General features: G+C 37.1%; 17 protein-coding genes. All 17 read left to right on the top strand.

Features of this window, described 5'->3' with window-relative positions; genetic code table 11:
* Window positions 1-93 precede the first annotated feature (93 nt).
* A complete protein-coding gene (locus WC614_06615; GenBank protein ID MFA5032673.1) occupies window positions 94-255 on the top strand; it encodes a hypothetical protein in 162 nt (53 codons plus the stop codon).
* Between the two features lie 64 nt (window positions 256-319).
* A complete protein-coding gene (locus WC614_06610; GenBank protein MFA5032672.1) occupies window positions 320-1,288 on the top strand; it encodes an ATP-dependent 6-phosphofructokinase in 969 nt (322 codons plus the stop codon).
* A 42-nt stretch (window positions 1,289-1,330) separates the two neighbouring features.
* The gene (locus tag WC614_06605; protein MFA5032671.1) at window positions 1,331-1,582 is read left to right on the top strand and encodes a hypothetical protein; all 252 of its coding nucleotides are present in this window, start codon (window positions 1,331-1,333) and stop codon (window positions 1,580-1,582) included.
* Between the two features lie 109 nt (window positions 1,583-1,691).
* On the top strand, window positions 1,692-2,012 hold the full coding sequence (locus tag WC614_06600; GenBank protein MFA5032670.1) for a desulfoferrodoxin family protein: 321 nt from the start codon (window positions 1,692-1,694) through the stop codon (window positions 2,010-2,012).
* A 1-nt stretch (window position 2,013) separates the two neighbouring features.
* Window positions 2,014-2,568: a nitroreductase family protein gene (locus tag WC614_06595; protein ID MFA5032669.1), complete on the top strand. Its 555-nt coding sequence runs from the start codon at window positions 2,014-2,016 to the stop codon at window positions 2,566-2,568.
* Window positions 2,569-2,789: 221 nt separating this feature from the next.
* Window positions 2,790-4,928, top strand: a complete 2,139-nt coding sequence (locus WC614_06590) for a T9SS type A sorting domain-containing protein (protein ID MFA5032668.1) — start codon at window positions 2,790-2,792, stop codon at window positions 4,926-4,928.
* Window positions 4,929-5,038: 110 nt separating this feature from the next.
* Window positions 5,039-5,557 carry a hypothetical protein gene (locus WC614_06585; protein MFA5032667.1) on the top strand — a complete coding sequence of 173 codons (519 nt, stop codon included), beginning with the start codon at window positions 5,039-5,041 and terminating at the stop codon, window positions 5,555-5,557.
* Window positions 5,558-5,567: 10 nt separating this feature from the next.
* The gene (locus tag WC614_06580) at window positions 5,568-6,743 is read left to right on the top strand and encodes a hypothetical protein (GenBank protein ID MFA5032666.1); all 1,176 of its coding nucleotides are present in this window, start codon (window positions 5,568-5,570) and stop codon (window positions 6,741-6,743) included.
* A 245-nt stretch (window positions 6,744-6,988) separates the two neighbouring features.
* The gene (locus WC614_06575) at window positions 6,989-8,440 is read left to right on the top strand and encodes a HEAT repeat domain-containing protein (GenBank protein ID MFA5032665.1); all 1,452 of its coding nucleotides are present in this window, start codon (window positions 6,989-6,991) and stop codon (window positions 8,438-8,440) included.
* A gap of 226 nt (window positions 8,441-8,666) precedes the next feature.
* The gene (locus tag WC614_06570) at window positions 8,667-9,680 is read left to right on the top strand and encodes a D-glucuronyl C5-epimerase family protein (protein ID MFA5032664.1); all 1,014 of its coding nucleotides are present in this window, start codon (window positions 8,667-8,669) and stop codon (window positions 9,678-9,680) included.
* Between the two features lie 491 nt (window positions 9,681-10,171).
* Window positions 10,172-11,560, top strand: a complete 1,389-nt coding sequence (locus WC614_06565; GenBank protein MFA5032663.1) for a T9SS type A sorting domain-containing protein — start codon at window positions 10,172-10,174, stop codon at window positions 11,558-11,560.
* Between the two features lie 27 nt (window positions 11,561-11,587).
* On the top strand, window positions 11,588-12,424 hold the full coding sequence (locus WC614_06560) for a hypothetical protein (protein ID MFA5032662.1): 837 nt from the start codon (window positions 11,588-11,590) through the stop codon (window positions 12,422-12,424).
* 60 nt (window positions 12,425-12,484) lie between these two features.
* Entirely contained in the window at window positions 12,485-14,638 is a 2,154-nt protein-coding gene (locus WC614_06555) for a T9SS type A sorting domain-containing protein (protein ID MFA5032661.1), read from the top strand.
* An 8-nt stretch (window positions 14,639-14,646) separates the two neighbouring features.
* Window positions 14,647-16,086 (top strand): T9SS type A sorting domain-containing protein, encoded by a 1,440-nt coding sequence (locus tag WC614_06550; protein MFA5032660.1) that lies wholly within the window; start codon window positions 14,647-14,649, stop codon window positions 16,084-16,086.
* 40 nt (window positions 16,087-16,126) lie between these two features.
* On the top strand, window positions 16,127-18,259 hold the full coding sequence (locus WC614_06545) for a T9SS type A sorting domain-containing protein (GenBank protein MFA5032659.1): 2,133 nt from the start codon (window positions 16,127-16,129) through the stop codon (window positions 18,257-18,259).
* Between the two features lie 13 nt (window positions 18,260-18,272).
* Window positions 18,273-19,505 carry a DUF4424 family protein gene (locus tag WC614_06540; GenBank protein MFA5032658.1) on the top strand — a complete coding sequence of 411 codons (1,233 nt, stop codon included), beginning with the start codon at window positions 18,273-18,275 and terminating at the stop codon, window positions 19,503-19,505.
* A 16-nt stretch (window positions 19,506-19,521) separates the two neighbouring features.
* The coding region (locus WC614_06535) for a hypothetical protein (protein ID MFA5032657.1) at window positions 19,522-20,156 on the top strand (635 nt) is incomplete at its 3' end.

The following is a 20,156-nucleotide window of genomic DNA, read 5'->3' as shown; positions in this document are numbered from 1 at the left end:
GCAGTTTTTATAATAGATATAAAAAAAGGAATTGACTTTTGCAAATAAAGTATTAACATAACAAAATCAGGATAAAATAGCAGGGGGATAATAATGAGAAGAACGCATATGGAGAGAAGTCGCAGGCACAACAGAAGAACCTGGAGAAAGATAAGTACCAGACTGAAACCTTCAGCCAATGATTTAAAAACAGAGAAATTCCAGGGAGTTTTGAGAAAACTGCATGAAGCGGAAAAAGCAGAGAAAAAGAATTAAAGGCTCTCAATTTATAATAAGTACACTCACCAAGTAATAAAATTTCCCTAGTTTCTGTTAGAAAATGATTAATATCAAAAAAATAGGTATTTTGACGCGCGACTGCGCGGGAGTAAATGCGGCTATAAGAGCAATCGTAAGAACGGCATGCGCTTATGATATGGAAATCGTTGGTATAATGAGAGGGTATGAAGGTTTGATAAACAATGAGATTATACCTCTTTCCAGCCGTTCAGTTTCAGGTATAATTAATTTAGGCGGAACTATTTTGAAAACTTCCCGTTCCAAGACATTTTGCAGTAGCGAGGGTAGGTCGCAAGCGGCAAAAAATATAAGAGCCAATGGAATTGACGGTTTAATTGTCGTAGGCGGTAACGGTTCATTAACCGGGGCGCATTTATTAGCCGTTGAACATAATATTCCTGTAATAGGGGTGCCTACTACGATTGACAACGATATAAACGGTGTGGATAATGCAATTGGAGCGGATACTGCAATAAACGTAGCGATAGATGCATTGGATAAGATAAGGGATACGGCAGTTTCTCTGGAAAGGATATTTGTTGTAGAAGTTATGGGACGCAATTGCGGTTATATAGCTTCAAAAGTTGCGTTAGCGGGTGGGTGTGAGGAAGTTTTGTTGCCGGAAAGAGATTTCAATATGGACAATCTTTGTGAAGATATTGAAAAAGCAAGCAAAAAAGGGAAAGTAAGCTGGATAATTATAACGGCGGAAGGCAAAGCAAAAGCTCTGGATTTAGTGCGTACTATTAATGAAAAGACAGGGTTTGACATACGGGCGGTAGTTTTGGGGCATATCCAGAGAGGCGGTCATCCGACTGCTTTTGACAGGGTGCTTGCGGCATATTACGGGAATTTTGCAGTTGAACTTTTTAGAAAAGGCGAGATTAACAAATGTATGCGGTTAGAAAAGAATAATACTATGGTAAGTTTCCCCTTAGAAGAGGCAATTAAACCTAAGAACATTGAAGTAGAGAAGTGCTACGGTTTAATTAAAATCCTTGCAGGTTAATATTTTGTGTAAACGGGAATAAAAATGCAACATATTAAAATAATGAAAAAAATTTTGTTTTGCGGGATGTTGTTGAGTCCTTTGAATTTACTTGCTGCGGGCAATATTCTTTCAAAAATGGGAGATCTTATTGTGCCTTTTGGAATTATAACATACGGGTTAGTTCTTTTTACGGTTATTTCCGGGTTACGCGGATGGCAATTTAAGAAACATAAGTTAATTGCAATAATTGCAGTTAGTTTTGCGACTATCCACGCGGTAATTATTCTTTTGTTGAAGTTTGTTATACAATAAAAAAGGAGAAGAATGAATATATTAAAACCCTTAATGATTTAGTGGTTTGTTTTTTAGTATGGTTTTTACTCCGTTAAAAGCATTTGCGGATCCTCCTAAAAATATTATTATGGAATTTAATATCAACCCCATTACTGGTCAACCATACAATTCCCCAGACAGTCCAAAAATATTAAAAGTTAAAGTAGTTCATCCCGTGAAGCCAAACCAACAGAAACATTTTATATCTTATATAAAGGTTTTTCTGAATAAAGATTTAGTGGTGGAACAACATTTCAAAAGCCAATCCAGTGATTCAGCGCAAGAAGTATGTTATTCCTTGATAGATGCAAAAATCGGAGATAAAATACTAACAGAAGCTAAATGTAGTATTTATGGAACGGACAAGAAAGAACTTTTGATATCTGAGCCGAAGCAAGGTGAAAAGTAATATGGACGTTAAACAAGCAATATCGGAAAGAAGGGCGTATCGTTCGTTTGAGCCCGTGGAAATCACGGAAGAGTTAATTAATAAGTTTGCAGAAAGTGCAGGTTTGGCTCCTTCTTGTTTCAATAACCAGCCGTGGAGGTTTGTATTCGTTTATGAACCTGAATTATTGAAAAGTATGCATTCTGCTTTTTCCAAAGGGAATGAGTGGGCGCAATATGCATCTATGATAATAGTTGTTTTCAGCAAAAAGGAATCCGATTGTGACATAAAGGGAAGAGAGTATTTCTTGTTTGATACGGGTATGGCGGTTGGTTTTATGATGTTAACGGCGACCGAACTCGGTCTAGTAGCGCATCCTATTGCGGGTTATAATGAAGATAAGGTTAAGGAAATAGTCGGTATTCCTGCGGATATGAAAGTTATAACGCTTATACTGGTAGGGAAGCATTCGGAAACAATCAATCCTATTCTTTCGGAGAAGCAGGTCAAGGATGAGAAAAACAGACCGGATAGGATGCCATTAGATAAATTTGTTTATAAGAACAAGGTTGTTTGAGTAAGTATTTGGACGATTTTTCATCAATTTTAATCAATTTTTGGCAGAAATTTTCATTCTCAATTTCCTCGAAAATCACAGAAGAGATTTTCGCAAATCTTTATCCCCAAGTTATTAAAGGAATTCCCCCCTGTTTTCAAATTGTTTTTTTAGTTGACTTATTAAAGAATACGGTAATATTAATCTTTTAGTGTGGTATGAAATTTAAGAAAGGGAGGAAGATGAAAAAATATATAAAGTTATTTTTCACTTTTTTTGTTTTTACCGCAATCTCTTCTAATTGTTTTGCTCAGTACCCAAACTGGGAAAATTATGCGAGCGGGAAGTGGATTACCGCTTTTGTGAACAAAGGGAATAACATATGGATTGGCACGGATGGCGGAGGGTTGGTATGTATGGACACGGCTAACGGGGATATGGTATTTTATAACCACGCGAATTCAGGGTTGCCCTGCAATAATATCACTACGCTTGCGCTTGAGGATTCAAACATATGGATTGGGACTTATGGCGGCGGGTTAATAAAATTTAACGGAACGAGCTGGACTGTTTATAATAAGAATAATTCAGGGTTGCCGAATAATGTCATTAGTGCCATTGCAATAGAAGACAGCGTAAAATGGATTGGAACTTATGGCGGTGGGGTGGCAAGATTTGACGGAACGAACTGGACTGTTTATAACTACGGCAATACGGGAATATGGTGTGAGGAAGTCACTACTATTGCATTGCAAGACTCAATAAAATGGATAGGGACTTATAGCAGCGGGTTGGTAAGATTTGACGGAACGAACTGGACTTCTTATACCCACAGTAATTCCGATTTTCCGTGCTATGAGGTTGATGCTCTTGCAATAGAAGGGAGCGATGTCTGGATTGGCGCTTATGACCATTCAGGCGGCGGTCTTATAAAGTTTGACGGAACGAATTGGACGGTTTATACTACGAGCAATTCAGATTTGCCTTCCAATGACATTTTTTCTCTTGCATTAGAAGATACGGCTTTATGGATTGGCACAAGTTATGGAATAGCAAAGTTTGACGGTGTTAACTGGACGGTTTATGACAAGAACAATTCGGGGTTTCCCTCTTATTATGCTTGTGTCGTTTCAGTGGCGGGGAATACAAAATGGGTCGGGACGCGTGTTGACGGGGTGATAAAATTTGACGATGACACCGTATGGACGGTTTATAATCCGAGCAATTGCGGGTTATCCAGAAACTGTATTAGCGCTCTTGTGATGGAAGGGTCAACAAAGTGGATAGGAGTTTCCTATGGTTATAATGGATTAACAAAATATGACGGGATCAACTGGACGACTTATAATACGGGGAACTCGGGAATACCTAATGATGACGTTATGGCGATTGCTCTTGAAGGAAGCACGAAGTGGCTTGGAACTTATTATGGCGGGTTGGCAAGATTTGACGGGATTAACTGGACGGTTTATAACACGGGAAATTCGCAGTTGCCGTATGATTGGGTTCAGGCTGTTGCCGTGGAAGACAGCGTAAAATGGATTGGCACTTATGGTGGAGGGCTGGCAAAATTCGACGGAACGAACTGGACGATTTATGATACGGCAAATTCAATAATGCCTTCTGACTGGGTTGAGGCAATTGTTGTTGAAGACAGTATAAAATGGGTTGGGACGCACGGAGGGTTAGTAAAGATTGAAGACACGGTTTTGACCGTTTACAATGTAAGCAATTCGGAATTACCTTCGGACACTATTTTATGTATTGCGCTGGAGGGGAATGTAAAGTGGATTGGGACTTATTATGGCGGGTTAGCGAAGTTTGACGAGGTTAACTGGACGATTTATGACAAGAACAACTCGGGAGTAATCTGTAATAGTGTTTCTGCGATTGCGGTAGAAGGGAGCGCAAAATGGATTGGGATGGACGGCGGCGGATTAACAAGGTTTGACGGGACAAACTGGGTTTTTTATAATGTGGGAAATTCGGGATTGCCCAGCAATGTAGTTACTGAAATAGTATTTGAGGGTGGCAAAAAGTGGATTGGAACAAACAATGGATTGGCGACTTATACAACGACAGGGATACAAGAAATATCAAAAATCAAAAATCAAATATTAAATATAAAAATAGGACAAAACCCATTTGTACAATCAACAACTATTAATTATACTATTCCTCCGAATAACGATTATACGAATACAAGATTAACGATTTACGATTTAACAGGCAGTTGTGTAAAAACACTTGTGAATGAAGAAAAAGAAGCGGGGAGTTATGCTGTAAATTTGGATGCGAAGGGACTAAAAACAGGAGTTTATTTTGTGAGGCTAACAGCAGGGAATTATAAAGAGAGTAAGAAGCTGGTGTTGATGAGATGATAAATACAGAAATGGTAAAAAATGTCCAGCTGAGCTGCCACCGCCAAGGGCCGCTTCGCTCCAGATAAGAATCCCTAAGGGCTATTGCCTAAGGGCTTCTAAGGAGAAAGATGAAAACAGATATATTGCTTTTAATTCTTTGGGGGGTTATGGGGATGGCGCTTTTGGTATCTTTTATTTTTAACAAACCTATTTCCCATGAATCGCTAAACAGACCGGTAAAGTTATTATCGGGGATATCATTTTTGCTTCCGATTATACTTTATCGTGGGCATATTCAATATTCGCTTCTTGGATTATCTATGGGTTTGTTGATTTCTTTATCCTCCCTTTCCTGGAAAGAAGAAAAAAAGGACTACAGGACGGCGCACGGAATATTCGGGTTGATACTTATGGGATTTTATCTTATAGATGTAATATTTAAAAACTCGATAACAGCTTTGGTTATATGGATGGGGATGTTTGGATTATTGTTTTTAGTGTGCGGGATTTTAAACTGGGGAATAGTTTATAACGATAATAAGAGGGAAGAAAAAAGCAAATTCTTTCGAATGGCTGTCGGCATAATCGGGGGGATTTGCTGTGTGGAAACAATTGTAGTTCTGGTGTTGTTAGCCGGTGGTAAATAAATAGGCGAAAATGGAAAAAAATATTTTTTGTATATTTTGCGGTATAGTATTTGGAGTAGTAAATCTCAATGCCGGTTCTGTAAGATTGGATGGAATGGGCGGAGTAGATATTGCAGTAGAAGACATAGAAAGCGAGATGTCCGAAAACCCTGCTAAATGGCTGGATTTTAATAAACCGGCACTTATGTTTAACGGATTTTATAGTGAATGTGAGTACTTTGACGATTATAATAATCTTATTGATTGCTTCCATTATCGCAATTTTTTCACAAGAAAACTTGAAGGATACGCACTTTATCCTTTCAAAAAAGCAGTTTTTGGACTTGGATATACGGACAATTTAAATGGGTATAAATATTGGTCTCTCAGCCCTTACTGGCATTATAAAGAGGGAGAGTATGTAGAGGGTATTTGTACAAACACATCCTATCAGCGTAGTATTTCCCATTGTCCTATCTTCTGTGCAGGGATTAAAGTGAAAACAATAAATATCGGAGTTATGGCAAAGCTTTCTAACGCCCCTCCGTCAATATATAAATCAGAAACTACTTATAATTTTGACAGCTCATCCTATTGCTCAGATACATCCGATTATTCTGCCTCTAACTATTCTTATATTTTGGGAATTACGACCAGTGGTGTTCCCAAAACCTACATTTCGGGGAGTATTGAGTATAGTGAGTACAAACGGTTATACTCTAAGGCAAGCGATTTCGATCATAATTCCTACTCTACTAAGGTCAATTTATTGGTTCGGAGAAAAATTACAGATTGGTTGACTATTGGAACAAAAACATATTATAGATACTGGCATGACCACTCTGATACTCCCTTTGGAGCCTTTAATTATTTTTATTGGTACTATAATGGGATTCCATTAGGAATTGTTATTTCGCCGGATAGCCAGACAATAATCGGTATGGATGTATATGATTTAATTAAGATTAGCACTAATTTTGTCCGGATGAGTTATCCTCGCATAGTAATCGGCGCTGAAAGACTTGTGGGACAATTTGCACTTCGATGCGGGTTAGAAGCCTGTCAGGCATATGACGGTTGGAAAGATTACACCTTTGACCCGAAGGTTGGGATTGGGTACCATTTAACGAACAAATTAAACCTCGACCTGACGATGGAGCCAATGGATTGGTATCCATGGAAAATGGCTCTCCAATATAAATTCTAAACCAATTGAATTCCTGTTTTTATGACTTTTCTTGGGAGTAAATTATAAGGCAAGCTTGCGCTTGGTGTATTATATGTAACCCCGAATAAACCTATTTTTGAGGAGAGTTTACCCGTGCATGCAAACGTAAAAACACCTCTATATAAAAGAAAGATTGACTTTTCGAAATTATTAGGTTTAATAGAAGCAAGAGGAGGGTAATTAAATAGATACCCGGACAACAGTATTTAAATTTATTTAAAAAAATGATAAGAGTAATTTTGTTACTGGGTTGCTTAATAGGCCCCTGTTTATTAGTTGGAAAAGAGACAAGACCGGTAGTTCAAGATAAAGGCGACCGGGTGCTATATATTCAGGATTTAAAATATGCCGTTCCCCAAAAAAGATGGGAAGCTGCCGAAATACTTGGTAACGCCGGAGACATTTTTGCGGTCCCTTATTTGATAAATGCGTTAAAAGATGGGGTGGTCAAAGTTCGTGAAAACTCTTGCGAGGCACTTGGCAAACTTGGAGATAGAAGGGCGGTAACGCCACTTATAGAGAGATTAAAAGATTCTTATCCTTCCGTGCGGTATGCAGCAGGTGAAGCGCTTGCGAGATTGCATGACGGAAGCGGTGTTTCAATTATAGTCCAGGCAATAAGAGATACAACCGTTCCTTTTGAAAGAAGGGCAGGAATTGCAGAAGCGCTTGGAATTTTAGGTGAAAAACAGGCGATACCGGTTCTTGTTGCTGTGCTTAATGACCCGGCATCTCCGAAATTAAGAGAAAATGTTATTACTGCACTTGGTGTCCTTAAAGCAGAAGCGGCTGTAAGAGCACTTACGAATAGATTGAAGTCAGACGTAGAGAGTAGCCCTCAATGTCGTGTAGCAATAACGCAGTCATTGCTGGAAATAGGAGATAAACCCGGGTCAATAGGACCGTTGATAAGGGCATTAAAAGACCCTGATGTCGTAGTCAGAAAAGGGGCATCGGATGCACTTGGGAAGTTTATATATAAAGATAGGGCTACAATACCTATACTTATTGATTTCTTAGAGCCTGAAGATACTAGGGAATACGCAGCTATGATGCTGGATTCTTTCTTTAATAATCAGGATGAAATTGACCTCCTTGCAAAAGTAGTAGGTGCTACCGGAGATTCAAAGAAACCTGCTCGCTTATATGCTATACAGAGATTAGAAAAAATAAAAGACCCGGGAAGTGTAAGGTGTCTTATAGAAGCTCTTAATGACCCGGACTCAATTGTCAGGGCAAAAGCATCTACTGCCCTGGGAGTGATAAAAAGTCCACTAGCGATTCCACCTCTTATAAAGTTTGTTAATGACACAAGTTTAATAGTAGCGAGAGACGTGGTGGTAGCTCTTGGTGAGATAGGAGACCCTTTATGCGATACTACTTTATTCCAAATTATAAGTGATAAGAACAAGGATTGGGGACTTCGTACGTTAGCGGCTCAATCTATAGGAGAATTGCCCTTTAAAAAAGTATTTGACCGGTTATTAATGGGTCTGCGGGATAAGAATGCTGATATCCGCTATCTTTCGGTTGTCTCTCTTGATGAACTTGGCAGGAAAGAAGCCCTTTCTTCTCTGGATTACACGGCAAAAAATGATTCAGATAAAGAGACAAGAAATGCGGCACGACTTGCTGTGGGTAGACTCAGGGGAAAATCTTCTAATAGATCATATTAGTTTTTGTATATTGATTGCCGGACAGTAGTCACGGCAGGTGAAATTAAAAACCTATTTTGGAAAATTGTCTCTCCTCTATTTAGTAGTTTTATTCCCAAAAAGCACAAGATTTTCCCCCTCAATTTTTTGATTTTATAGTGAAATGAAAAAGATTGGGATTAAAGATTGACAAAGATAGGTTTTGAGAATATTGAGTATTTGTCGAGTATAAAGAATAATGTCAGAAATGGTAAAAAAGCATCCGAAATTTTTAATATGGCGAATGCCAAATAATATGAAAAAACATCTTATTATATTGCTATTATCTTTAATTAGTGCTTTTATAGTATGTAATTTTACTGAAGACATATCATATAAAATACTTGGGAATGTTTATTTTAAAAGTGTGGTTAGGATAAAAGTTGGGTATGATAGTTTAGGTATTCCCATTGTAGATTATGGATTTGGTAAGATAAGGAATCCGGTGACAGTTAGCCAACACGCAATGGAATTTTTCGAGTGTGAAAAAAGGAGAGAATTTATTAATTGTGCAAATTGGCTAGTAGATAATTCAAAATCTTTTGGAGAGTATTCTATTTTGGAGTATGCTTTTCCCTGGCCAATCTTTAATCTAACTTCCCCATGGCGTTCAGGAATGGCACAGGCTCAAGCAATACAAGTGCTAACCAGAGCTTACGATTTTACAAAAGATATTAAGTATTTAAATTGTGCAAAAGAATTGTTGAATGCTTTCTTTGTAGAAGTTAAAGATGGGGGTGTTACTTATAAAACAGTAAACAATGGATGGTGGTATGAAGAATATGCAGATGAAGGGCGTACAAAATCGATGGTTCTAAATGGCATGATGTTTACAGTTTTAGGGATATATGAATACTATGAATACACCCAGAATTCGGATGCCAAGTATCTTTTTGATCAAGGCATTATTAGTTTAAAAGAAAACCTTTATAGATATAATAAAAATGGGTACTCTTATTATGATATTCTTGAACATCCTGCAGGTGCCGGATATCACAATGTCTATATTCAATTACTAGATAGTTTATATAACATTACAAACGAAATAGTTTTCCAAGAGTACAGTAATATATGGGAAAAATATAAAAAAACTCCTCTTATATTGAGAATGATAGAAAAACCTACAAAGGCAGGAATAGCTATCTTTGTTTTTAATTTTTTTATTTTATTTGGATTGCTTGAAATTATAGTAAGTTTTAAAAAAAGAAAACATACAAACTAGAGGTTGAATTAATTAGTAACAGAAGTAGTTTTTTATCACCTAAGAAAATGATAGTGATAGAATTTTACAAAATTAAAATCGAAAAAGATTTGACAATTTTGTCTTTTTCCCTTTAGTATAGAAAAGTGGAGTTGGATGGAAAGAACTTAATATTTTGTTAATGGAGAGATGGCCGAGCGGCTTAAGGCAAACGATTGCTAAGCGGATCCGGGCATTTTCGTAACCCCCAGTAAATTCAAGCGAATCCCGTGATAATCCTAATGAAATCCCCCTTTTTTTTATGATTTTATTTTGATGGATTTTGATCAATTTTGACCAATTTATGTAAGAAATTTGGAAGAAATTTTTATCGCTCAATTTTCTCGAAAAATACAGGAGAGATTTTCGTAAATCTTTACCCCAAATTTGGCACAGGATTTTTCCCCTTAATTTTTTGACAAGACAGGCAAAAAAATCTTGACTTTCCATATATAAATAATTATCTTCTCTTTATGAAAGCTTTGATGTTGTTGATATTTTTGTTGCCAATTTCTGCTTTCGCAAGTTGGCCACAGATATATGTAAGAGGGATGGGGGGAGGCGTTACAATAGACTCCTATGATAATGTAATTATCGTAGGTTCTGCCCACATTGATTCTCTTTTGACTGCACATACTATTAAATACGACTCCAGCGGTGGTATTATCTGGTCAAGAGATTTTGAAGCTGGCACCATATATGGTGGAGGAGCAGGAGTTGTATGCGATAAAAGTAATAATATTATTATCGGGGGATGTGTATATTCGGCAGAAAGTCATTATGCCTACTGCACTCTAAAGTATAGCTCTGAAGGCACTTTATTGTGGAGTAGAATCTACAGGGTTGATTCACTGGATTTGGAAGCAGAAAATGATATTGCGGTAGATAAAAACAATAATGTAATTGTCACAGGGGAGAGTGGATTGGGGTATTGCACTATAAAATATGATTCTATGGGAACAGAACTATGGCGTAAATATTTTCCTATGGGGAATAAATGGTCAGGTCCTTTTTTAACTATAGATATTCACAATAATGTAATGATATCTCTTAATTACCTCAATAAATCTCTTATTGTGAAATACAGCCATAATGGAGATTCTCTATGGACAAAACAATTTGATGATAGCATTACCGGTCCACTTGTTATGGATAAAAACAATAACATAGTTATCGGAAGTACCTTACAACAAAATGATACAAGCTATATTGTTTCTATTACAAAAGTTGATTCTATGGGAACAACTATTTCAAGAAAAGAATATGCTTCCGATCAAGCAGGAACTCCTTATGACATTACTATTGATAATGATGGAAATATAATTACAGCAGGAGTTGCAAGGATAGATACTAATAATGGTGATTATAGTGGTGATTTTGGCATAACAAAATATACGCCTGGTGGGGATAGTATTTTATGGAACAGAACTTATCATAAAGAAAACTTTGAATGGGGAAAAGCGGTTGCTGTAAATTCAAAAAATGAAATTTTTGTTACGGGGACAATTGGACTTGGTGATACAATTATGGCATGGTTTACCTTGAAATATGACTCGGATGGCAATTTGATTGGGATATCAGAGGAACAATCTGCCCCGAAGAAACTAAACCATATAACTGTTTTCCCGAATCCTTTTACAAGCAAAACAACTCTTCGATACTCAATACCCAGATCTTCCAAGGTCTCGTTGAATATTTACGACATTTCAGGCAGTTGTGTTAAGACTTTCGTTAATGGAGAAAAACCGGCAGGGAGTTACACCACAACCCTGAATGCAAATGAACTAAAAACAGGGGTATATTTTGTGAGACTGACGGCAGGCACATTCAAAGAAACGAAGAAGTTGGTGTTGATGAGGTAAATTAAGAAATAGTCGGAGGACTGATTAATGAGAAGAATGTTTATTTTTGTCACCTTGTTTTTATGTGCTGCTATGAGTATGGGGAGTAAAGAGAAGTTTTCGGAGGGATTAGCTAATCTGCCTAAAGAAAAAGCTTTAGACAGTTTGAAAATTCTGATAACCATGAGACTGAAAGAACCGCCGAGACAGCCCTTTCTCATTACGAATGTTGATAGTATTGTAAAAGATATTTTTATTAAGTATAATGGAAAACGTTGGGAAAAACATTATCCTAAAAAAGTAGTAGATATCCTGAAACCCGTATTGAAAGAGTTTCACCATTTTTTCTATATTCAACGTTCTCATGTAAAAAAAGATAGTGGTAGAGGGACATATATCGAACTTGAACCCCGGGATTCTATTAATAAATTTCCTGAGAGCATATTAAAATACGGCAAAATATTACAACCCATTCTTTTTTATTGTCCGGTTGACAAAAATTTGGATAGTTATCGTATTCCCGTAACATTTAAAGATACGTTGGTATTACTCGGTTCTTTTTTAGCAGATTTGCATAGAAGCAATAGAATAAGCTACTTCTATGAGCCTATAGATTCTTATTTAGCCAGATTGGACCCCATAAAAGCGGATTCTATAATGTGTGATTCATTGTCTTCAAACGAAAAAATAGTATCTAAAAAACTTTTTGCGATGATACCGGATGTGTGGGGTTTTCTTGTAGAAAGGACTAGTGGAAAAAATATAGACAGCGTGATATATTTACTTCCTCCCGTTACTAAAAAAATATATAACATGGCTGATATTAAGGATTGGGATTCCGTTAGAGCCGATGTGTACCGAATGAGAAGTCAGGAGAATAAATAAATTCCCGGCAGAGAATTATAGTACAACAAAAAAATTGATATTGATGAAATAGGGAGAATTATGAAAAAATTAAATATCTTATTAATTTTTGCCGTCACACTCCTGAGCCAACCCGTATGGGCAAAGTTATCAGTGGTTGACAGCATCTTGTTCGGTCCGCCAGCAGGGAATGGAATGAACCCATCTGAAGTAGCTGTAAATCCAACAACGAATAAAATTTATGTAGCAAATCATGGTAATAATAGTGTTTCAGTAATTGATGGGACAAATGATTCCATTGTTGCTGTAATCGCTGTTGGTCCTGGCGGGACTAGAGATATATGTGTAAATCCGACAACAAATAAAATCTATGTTACGAATTATGCCAGCAATAATGTTTCAGTAATTAATGGAGCGAATAATATAGTAGTTGCTAACGTACATGTTGGGTCTCTTCCCGAAGGTATATGTGTAAATCCAGTAACAAATAAAATCTATGTAGCAAATAGCAGTAGTGATAATATTTCCGTAATTGATGGAGCAAATAATTCGGTAATTGGTATAGTGCCAGTAGGGTCTGTTCCCTTTCGCATATGTGTAAATCCGACAACAAATAAAATCTATGTAGGAAATGCCGGGAGTAATAGTAAGAATGTTTCAGTAATTGATGGCATAAATGATTCAATAGTGGATACAGTAAGCGTTGGAAATTGGCCTTATGACATAAGTGTAAATCCAATAACAAATAAAATTTATGTGACAAATTATGAGGACGATAGTGTTTCAGTAATTGATGGAACAAATAATTCAGTGATCGCTACAATAGCCGTCGGGTCTGCTCCCCGAGGTATATGTGTAAATTCAACAATAAATAAGATTTATGTAGTAAATGCTAGTAATAATGTTTCAGTAATTGATGGTATAAATAATTCTGTCATTACTGCCGTGTCCGTTGGAGGAAAGGGAACTCGATCTATATGCGTAAATCCTACTGTAAATAAACTCTATGTAACAAACTATGAGAGCAATAGCATTTCAGTAATTGATGGCATAAATAATTCAGTGGTAACTATAATAAACGTTGGAACTTCTTATCCTAAGGGTATATGCGTAAATCCAACAACAAATAAAATATATGTGGCAAATTATGAGAGAGATAATGTCTCAGTAATTGATGGGACAAAAGATTCAGTGGTTAGGATAGTACCCGTCGGGTCTTACCCTAAAGCTATATGCGTAAATCCAATAACAAATAAAATTTATGTGACAAATGAAAAAAACAACAATGTCTCTGTAATTGATGGAATTAATGATTCAGTGGTCACTACAGTAGCTGTGGGAGCTTCTCCCGAGGGTATATGCGTAAATCCAGTGACAAATAAAATCTATGTAACAAACTATTATATTAATAATATTTCAGTAATTGATGGAATAAACGATACCGTTATTGCTACGATACCAGCCGGTGTTTATCTTCAAGGAATATGCGTAAACCCAACAACAAATAGAATCTATGCGGCAAATACGGCTAGTAACAATGTTTCGGTAATTGATGGGATAACTAATTCAATGACTACTATCGTATCTGTTGGACTGTATCCTTATGGTATATGTGTAAATCCTACAACAAATAAAATTTATGTAGCAAATGCGGATAGCAATAATGTTTCAGTAATTGATGGGGGCAATGATTCAGTAGTTACTACAGTAGCTGTTGGGGCTCATCCATGGAGAATATGTGTAAACCCCAACATAAATAAAATCTACGTGGCAAATTTGAATAGTAGTAATGTTTCGGTAATTGATGGGACAAATGATTTAGCAACACAAACAATTTTGGTAGGAAACGGGTCAAGAGATATTGCAGTCAATCCGCAAGATAGTTTGGTATATGTAAGTTGTTGGTATGCAGGTGGGGTGTGGGTACTTAAGGATGATGGGTTAGCCATCGAAGAACCCTCAAACACCAATCCCCCTTCGACTACACTCAGGATAAGTCAAAACCCATTTTCTAAGTCAACAGTTATCAAGTATCAAATACCTGCCACAAGTAAAGTTTCGTTAGCCATTTACGATATTTCGGGTAGTTGTGTTAAAACTTTAGTTAACGGGGAGAAAGCGGCGGGGAGTTATACCACAACCCTGAACGCAAAAGAATTAAAAACAGGAATATATTTTGTGAGACTTACTACAAGCAATTATAAGGAGACGAGGAAATTGATTTTGATGAAATAGGGGGAAATATGAAAAATTTAAAGTATGGAATTATGTTTTTGTTCGTTTTTGCGGCGTTTCCTTGCCTTGGTCTTGATGACTGGGACATAGAAAGACAGTTGACCAACAACTCAATCCCGGACGTAGCGCCTGATGTATTTTTTGATATCTCCGGGTATTCAGGGAATCCCATAGTATGGATTTCGGGAGATTCCGTGATTTCCGCATCATATGCCGATACAGCTTATGTAAGCGCAATAAAAATTAACCCCGGCAATACAACAAATAACGCCAACCCGTCGATAGATGACGGTGGAATAGTATGGCAGGCACAGGACAGCGCCGGATTTTGCATTTACCGGTGGGGGAAAAAAATCGTTTCTTCCGCTGATTCTTTAGGATGTCCCCACATTTCATACAGTCAAGATATAATCGTTTGGGAAGGACGTGACGGCAATGATTGGGAAATATATTTTACTTCAAACGACGGAGATTCAATAACTAAAATTACTGACGACAATTATGATGACAGGTACCCTTCTATGGTAACGAGAAGCTGGTATGATACCGGTTCCGTAAGGCATGACAGCGCCTGGGTAGTATGGGAAAAGTTTGACGGCAATGATTATGAAATAATGTGCAGAGTGTTTAACGGGAAAACGTGGGGTTCCGTTACGGCAATTACAAACAATTCAACCAATGACAGGTTCCCCTGTGTCACAAAAGGAGTTTTGGAACATAGAGATGAGACAGTATGGCAGCAATGGGATGGGAATGATTGGGAAATAGCTATGAGTAGAGATGATTCGGGAATATGGAGTCCGGAAACACTGTTAACGGATAATAACGTTAACGATGAAAAACCCACGATAAGAAGCGGATGGGTGAGCAATGAAAATCATACTAAAAGCGTAACGGACATTATCGTATGGCAAAGATTTGACGGAAACGATTATGAAATTCTTTCCCTGACAAGGTCTCCGGGAAACGGATGGGATCCTGAAATACAGTTAAGCGAGGAAGATACTCTGGATGACATAAACCCACGTGTAGGCGTAAGCATAATCGTTGGTAAAAAATCGTGGTACGTTCCCGGAATATGTGTAGTATGGGAAGGAGAGGGCGAAAACAGCCAGGAAATATATTACAGAATCGGGCATCACCATTTTTATGGCATAGAAGAACCCTCCATTCCGAATTCCGCATTCCAAAATCCCAAATTAGAAATCTCCCAAAACCCATTTATTAAATCAACAATTATCAAGTATCAAATACCCGTTAGAACTCGAGTGATATTAAGTGTTTACGACATTTCAGGTAGTTGTGTGAAAACAGTAATTAACGAAGAAAAACCCGCCGGCACTTATACTACAACCCTAAATGCAAAAGAACTAAAAGCAGGGATATATTTTGTGAGACTAACGGCAGGTAACACGAAATTAACAAAAAAACTTATCTTAATGAAATAATAGTTGATATTTAATTTTTGATTTGATAACGGGAGGAAATATGAAAAAACTAAAAGTAATAATATTTGTTATATTTGTCGCAGCAACACTAAATGCAAAATACCCGGGCTGGAATGTGTACAATACAGACGATTCAGGTATTCATGCTATTGCCGGTGAAGGAAATAAACTATGGATTGGAACGAGGAGTGGATTGGTCTGTATGGATACGACTACAGGTGGTATGGAATTTTATAATTACGTAAATTCAGACTTGCCGGGGAATAGTGTTTCTTCAATAGCAGTAGAAGGAAACACTAAATGGATTGGGACTTACGGTGGCTTAGCGAAGTTTGACGGCACTAATTGGACTGTGTATAATACGAGTAATTCTGGTTTGCCGAATAATTATGTTACTTCAATAGCAATAGAAGGCACCACTAAATGGGTCGGTACATATAGTGGTGGCTTAGTAAAGTTTGACGGAACTAACTGGACTGTGTATGATACGAGTAATTCAGGCTTGCCGGATAACAAGGTTCTTGCAATAGCAATAGACGGCGCCACTAAATGGATCGGTACATACAATGAGTCCACAGGTGATGGTGGCTTAGCAAAATACGACGGCACTAATTGGACTGTTTATAATACAAGTAATTCAGGTTTGCCGGACAATCTTGTTTCTTCAATAGCAATAGAAGGAAGTAACATCTGGATTTGCATTGATTCTCATTATTCTTCTACTGGTGGACTTGCAAAGTTTGATGGCACTAACTGGACTGTGTATAACAAGAGTAATTCAGGTTTGCCGGATAATTATGTTACTTCAATAACAATAGAAGGAACAATAAAGTGGGTTGGAACAAGTTATGCAGGATTGGCAAAATTTGACGGGACTAATTGGACCGTTTATAATACAAGCAATTCGGGTTTGCCGGATAATGCTGCTTGTTCCATAACAATAGAAGGTGGTACAAAATGGATTGGGACTGGTTGGGGTGGTTTAGCAAAGTTTGACGGAACTAACTGGACTGTTTATAGAGTGTGCAATTCAGGCTTGCCGGGTTATGAAATTTCTTCAATAGCAATAGAAGGTAGCGCAAAATGGATCGGTACTAGTCGGTGTGGTTTAGCAAAATTTGATAACACTAATTGGACTGTGTATAATACGACTACTTCCGGTTTGCCAACCAATTATATTAATTCAATAGCAATAGAAGGAACTGGTGCAAAATGGTTTGGCACTTATAATGGTGGTTTAGCAAAGTTTGATAATACTAACTGGACTGTGTATGATACAAGTAATTCCGGCTTGCCGAATAATATTGTCCTCTCAATAGCAATAGAAGGCACCACAAAATGGATCGGTACTTATGGAGGCTTAGCAAAGTTTGACGGCACTAACTGGACTGTGTATAATATGAGTAACTCCGGCTTGCCGAATAATTCTGTTGCTTCAATAGCATTAGAAGGAAACACTATATGGATTGGTACTGGTGGTGGTGGCTTAGCGAAGTACGATGGGACTAACTGGACTGTGTATAATACGAGTAATTCAGGCTTGCCGAATAACTGGATTTGGTCAATAGCAATAGAAGGTTCAACAAAATGGATAGGTACCGGTTGGGGTGGTTTAGCAAAATTTGACGGGATAAATTGGACTGTGTTTAATATGAGTAACTCTGGCATACCGTATAATTATGTTACTTCAATAGCAATAGAAGGTAGCACTAAATGGATTGGGACTGGTGGTAGTGGCGTAGCAAAATACGACGATATTAACTGGACTGTGTATAATAAGAGTAACTCTGGCGTACCGGATGATTCTGTTACTTCAATAGCAATAGAAGGTGGTACAAAATGGATTGGGACTTGGTGTGGTTTAGCGAGTTATAAGGAAGTAGGGATAGAAGAAAATGCAAATCTCAAAATTCAAAATGCAAAATTGGAAGTAGGACAAAATCCATTCATTAAATCAACGGTTATTAAGTATTTCATACCCGTTAGAACTCGAGTGATATTAAGTGTTTACGATATTTCTGGGAGTTGTGCGAAGACTTTAATTGACGGGGAAAAAGAAGCGGGGAGTTATAGCGTTAACCTGAATGCAAAAGAACTGAAAACAGGTATTTACTTTGCTACTCTCGCTGCCGGTAAATATAAGGCAACCCAAAAACTTGTGTTTATGAAATAGCTCGTAAGAGAATATGAAACAATTTCTAAAAGTTCTATTGATTGGTTTAGGGTTTTGTGACTCGTTATTTGCAGATGATGGACTGCTTTTTGAATCAGGACACAACGTATATCCTATAAATAGCAAAACTATTGCTATGCAAGCGGAAACCGTAAACATAAAAGTAGCCCCCCCCTCAGATTCAACAAAAATATATGGTTGGGCTAAGAAAAAGATTCTCGTTGATTGTATCTTTACATTCGTAAATACAGGGGAAGCAGTCAAAAATGCTTTATTAGGATTCCCGGGAGTTGATGAAACTCAGCATTCCTTTTACGATTCTAATCTTAACAATTTCAATGTTTGGGTTGATAATAAACCCGTTCCGGTTAATATAAAAGAAGAAACAAAAAGAGGCGAAAATGAAATGACCGGGGAAAAAGACGTAGAGTTCCCGATAAGAAAATGGTACACGTGGAAAGTAGATTTCGCAAAAGGCGAAACAAAAACAATAAGAAATACATACTGGGTTTACCTTTCAACGCTAAGTGCCGGTATGTTTCATATTATAAGTTATGTATTAGAAACAGGCGCAGGTTGGAAAGGCCCAATAGGAAAAGCAGATATAACAATTGATTTAAATAAGTGTTACGAAAAAGGTGATATCTTTTCGATTGTTCCTGAAGATTATACGCTAACCAAAGATGGCAAAATTAAATGGGAACTAAAAAATTTCGAACCTGACGAAGATATACAAGTAACCATTCAACCGGGTGTTCAATCGGACGCCCCAAGTTTTCGAAACGAGCATGCCGAGAAATACATTAGCGCTGATTTGGTAACTATAGGAACCGTTCTCTCTTGCACAACGAAAGTCATTCAAGATGAGTCTTTATCTATTCCCGGAAGTGATACCGCAGATATTAGCCATTATATTACTGTTATGGATATTTATAAGATACAAGTTGATAGTGTGCTTAAAGGAGCTTTCACCGACTCTATAATTGTTATTCAAAGTCCCCCCTATAGAAACATTCTGCAATCTAAATTCACGGGACGTGATGCAAGAGGAAAACCTGTTTTTACGACTAAAACCGTCAAAGACTTTCTTAATATTGACAGAATAAATGGTCCGTGGCATGTCACAAGTAGGACAAAGCTTATTGCATTGCTCCAGAAAAAAGATACTGTTTGCATGTCTACACTTTTCAGAAGATATGACAAAGATATTATAGATTTCTATAAAGGATTAGATAAGAAAAAATAAATCTTTTGTAAGAAAAATGTTACATAGAAAAGTTGCGTTAATAGTTTTAGCGGTGATGTTTTTGGGTATAATTACCAGTTATAAACTATGGGGAGTAGACAGGGGTATAAAGTTAGAAAAAATTGTAGATAAAAAAGGAGATACTCTTGAAATAGAAACGACAGGAGGAATTATAAAAGGAGTATATGGGTTAAAGATAAACATTGAAAAAAAATATGGGGTGTCATTTTCTCATTTGAATAAGATGAGTACGAAAGAAATCGACAGGCTTGTTAAAAATTCTTTAGAAGATTATAAGGAATTTATAAACATAAATTTTGATGAATTGGTTTTAAGAAAATCATATAAAGACTCTTTCCATTATAAAGACGCAACATCATGGATGTTTTATTGGCATATTATTTACGACCAAATATATCGGGGAATACCAGTTGGAACTGATGGGCAGGCATTAGACATTCCTATTTGCCAAGATGGGATAATAAAAGGTTTTTGGATAGGTATTCATTCTAATGTCAATATTTCTGCCACTCCTTCTATTTCCAAAACACAAGCCTTTGAGGTAGCAAAGAAACATTTAATAGAGGATGTTCCCTATGATTATAGTGAAATTAACGATAATGGGGTGTTTATATTCCCTAAAATTGATGC

The sequence above is a fragment of the bacterium genome (assembly GCA_041649255.1).
In the GTDB taxonomy this organism is placed as follows: Bacteria; Hydrothermota; UBA3073; order JACQXS01; family JAQTXJ01; genus JAQTXJ01.
This window is presented reverse-complemented; position numbering and strand designations above follow the sequence as displayed.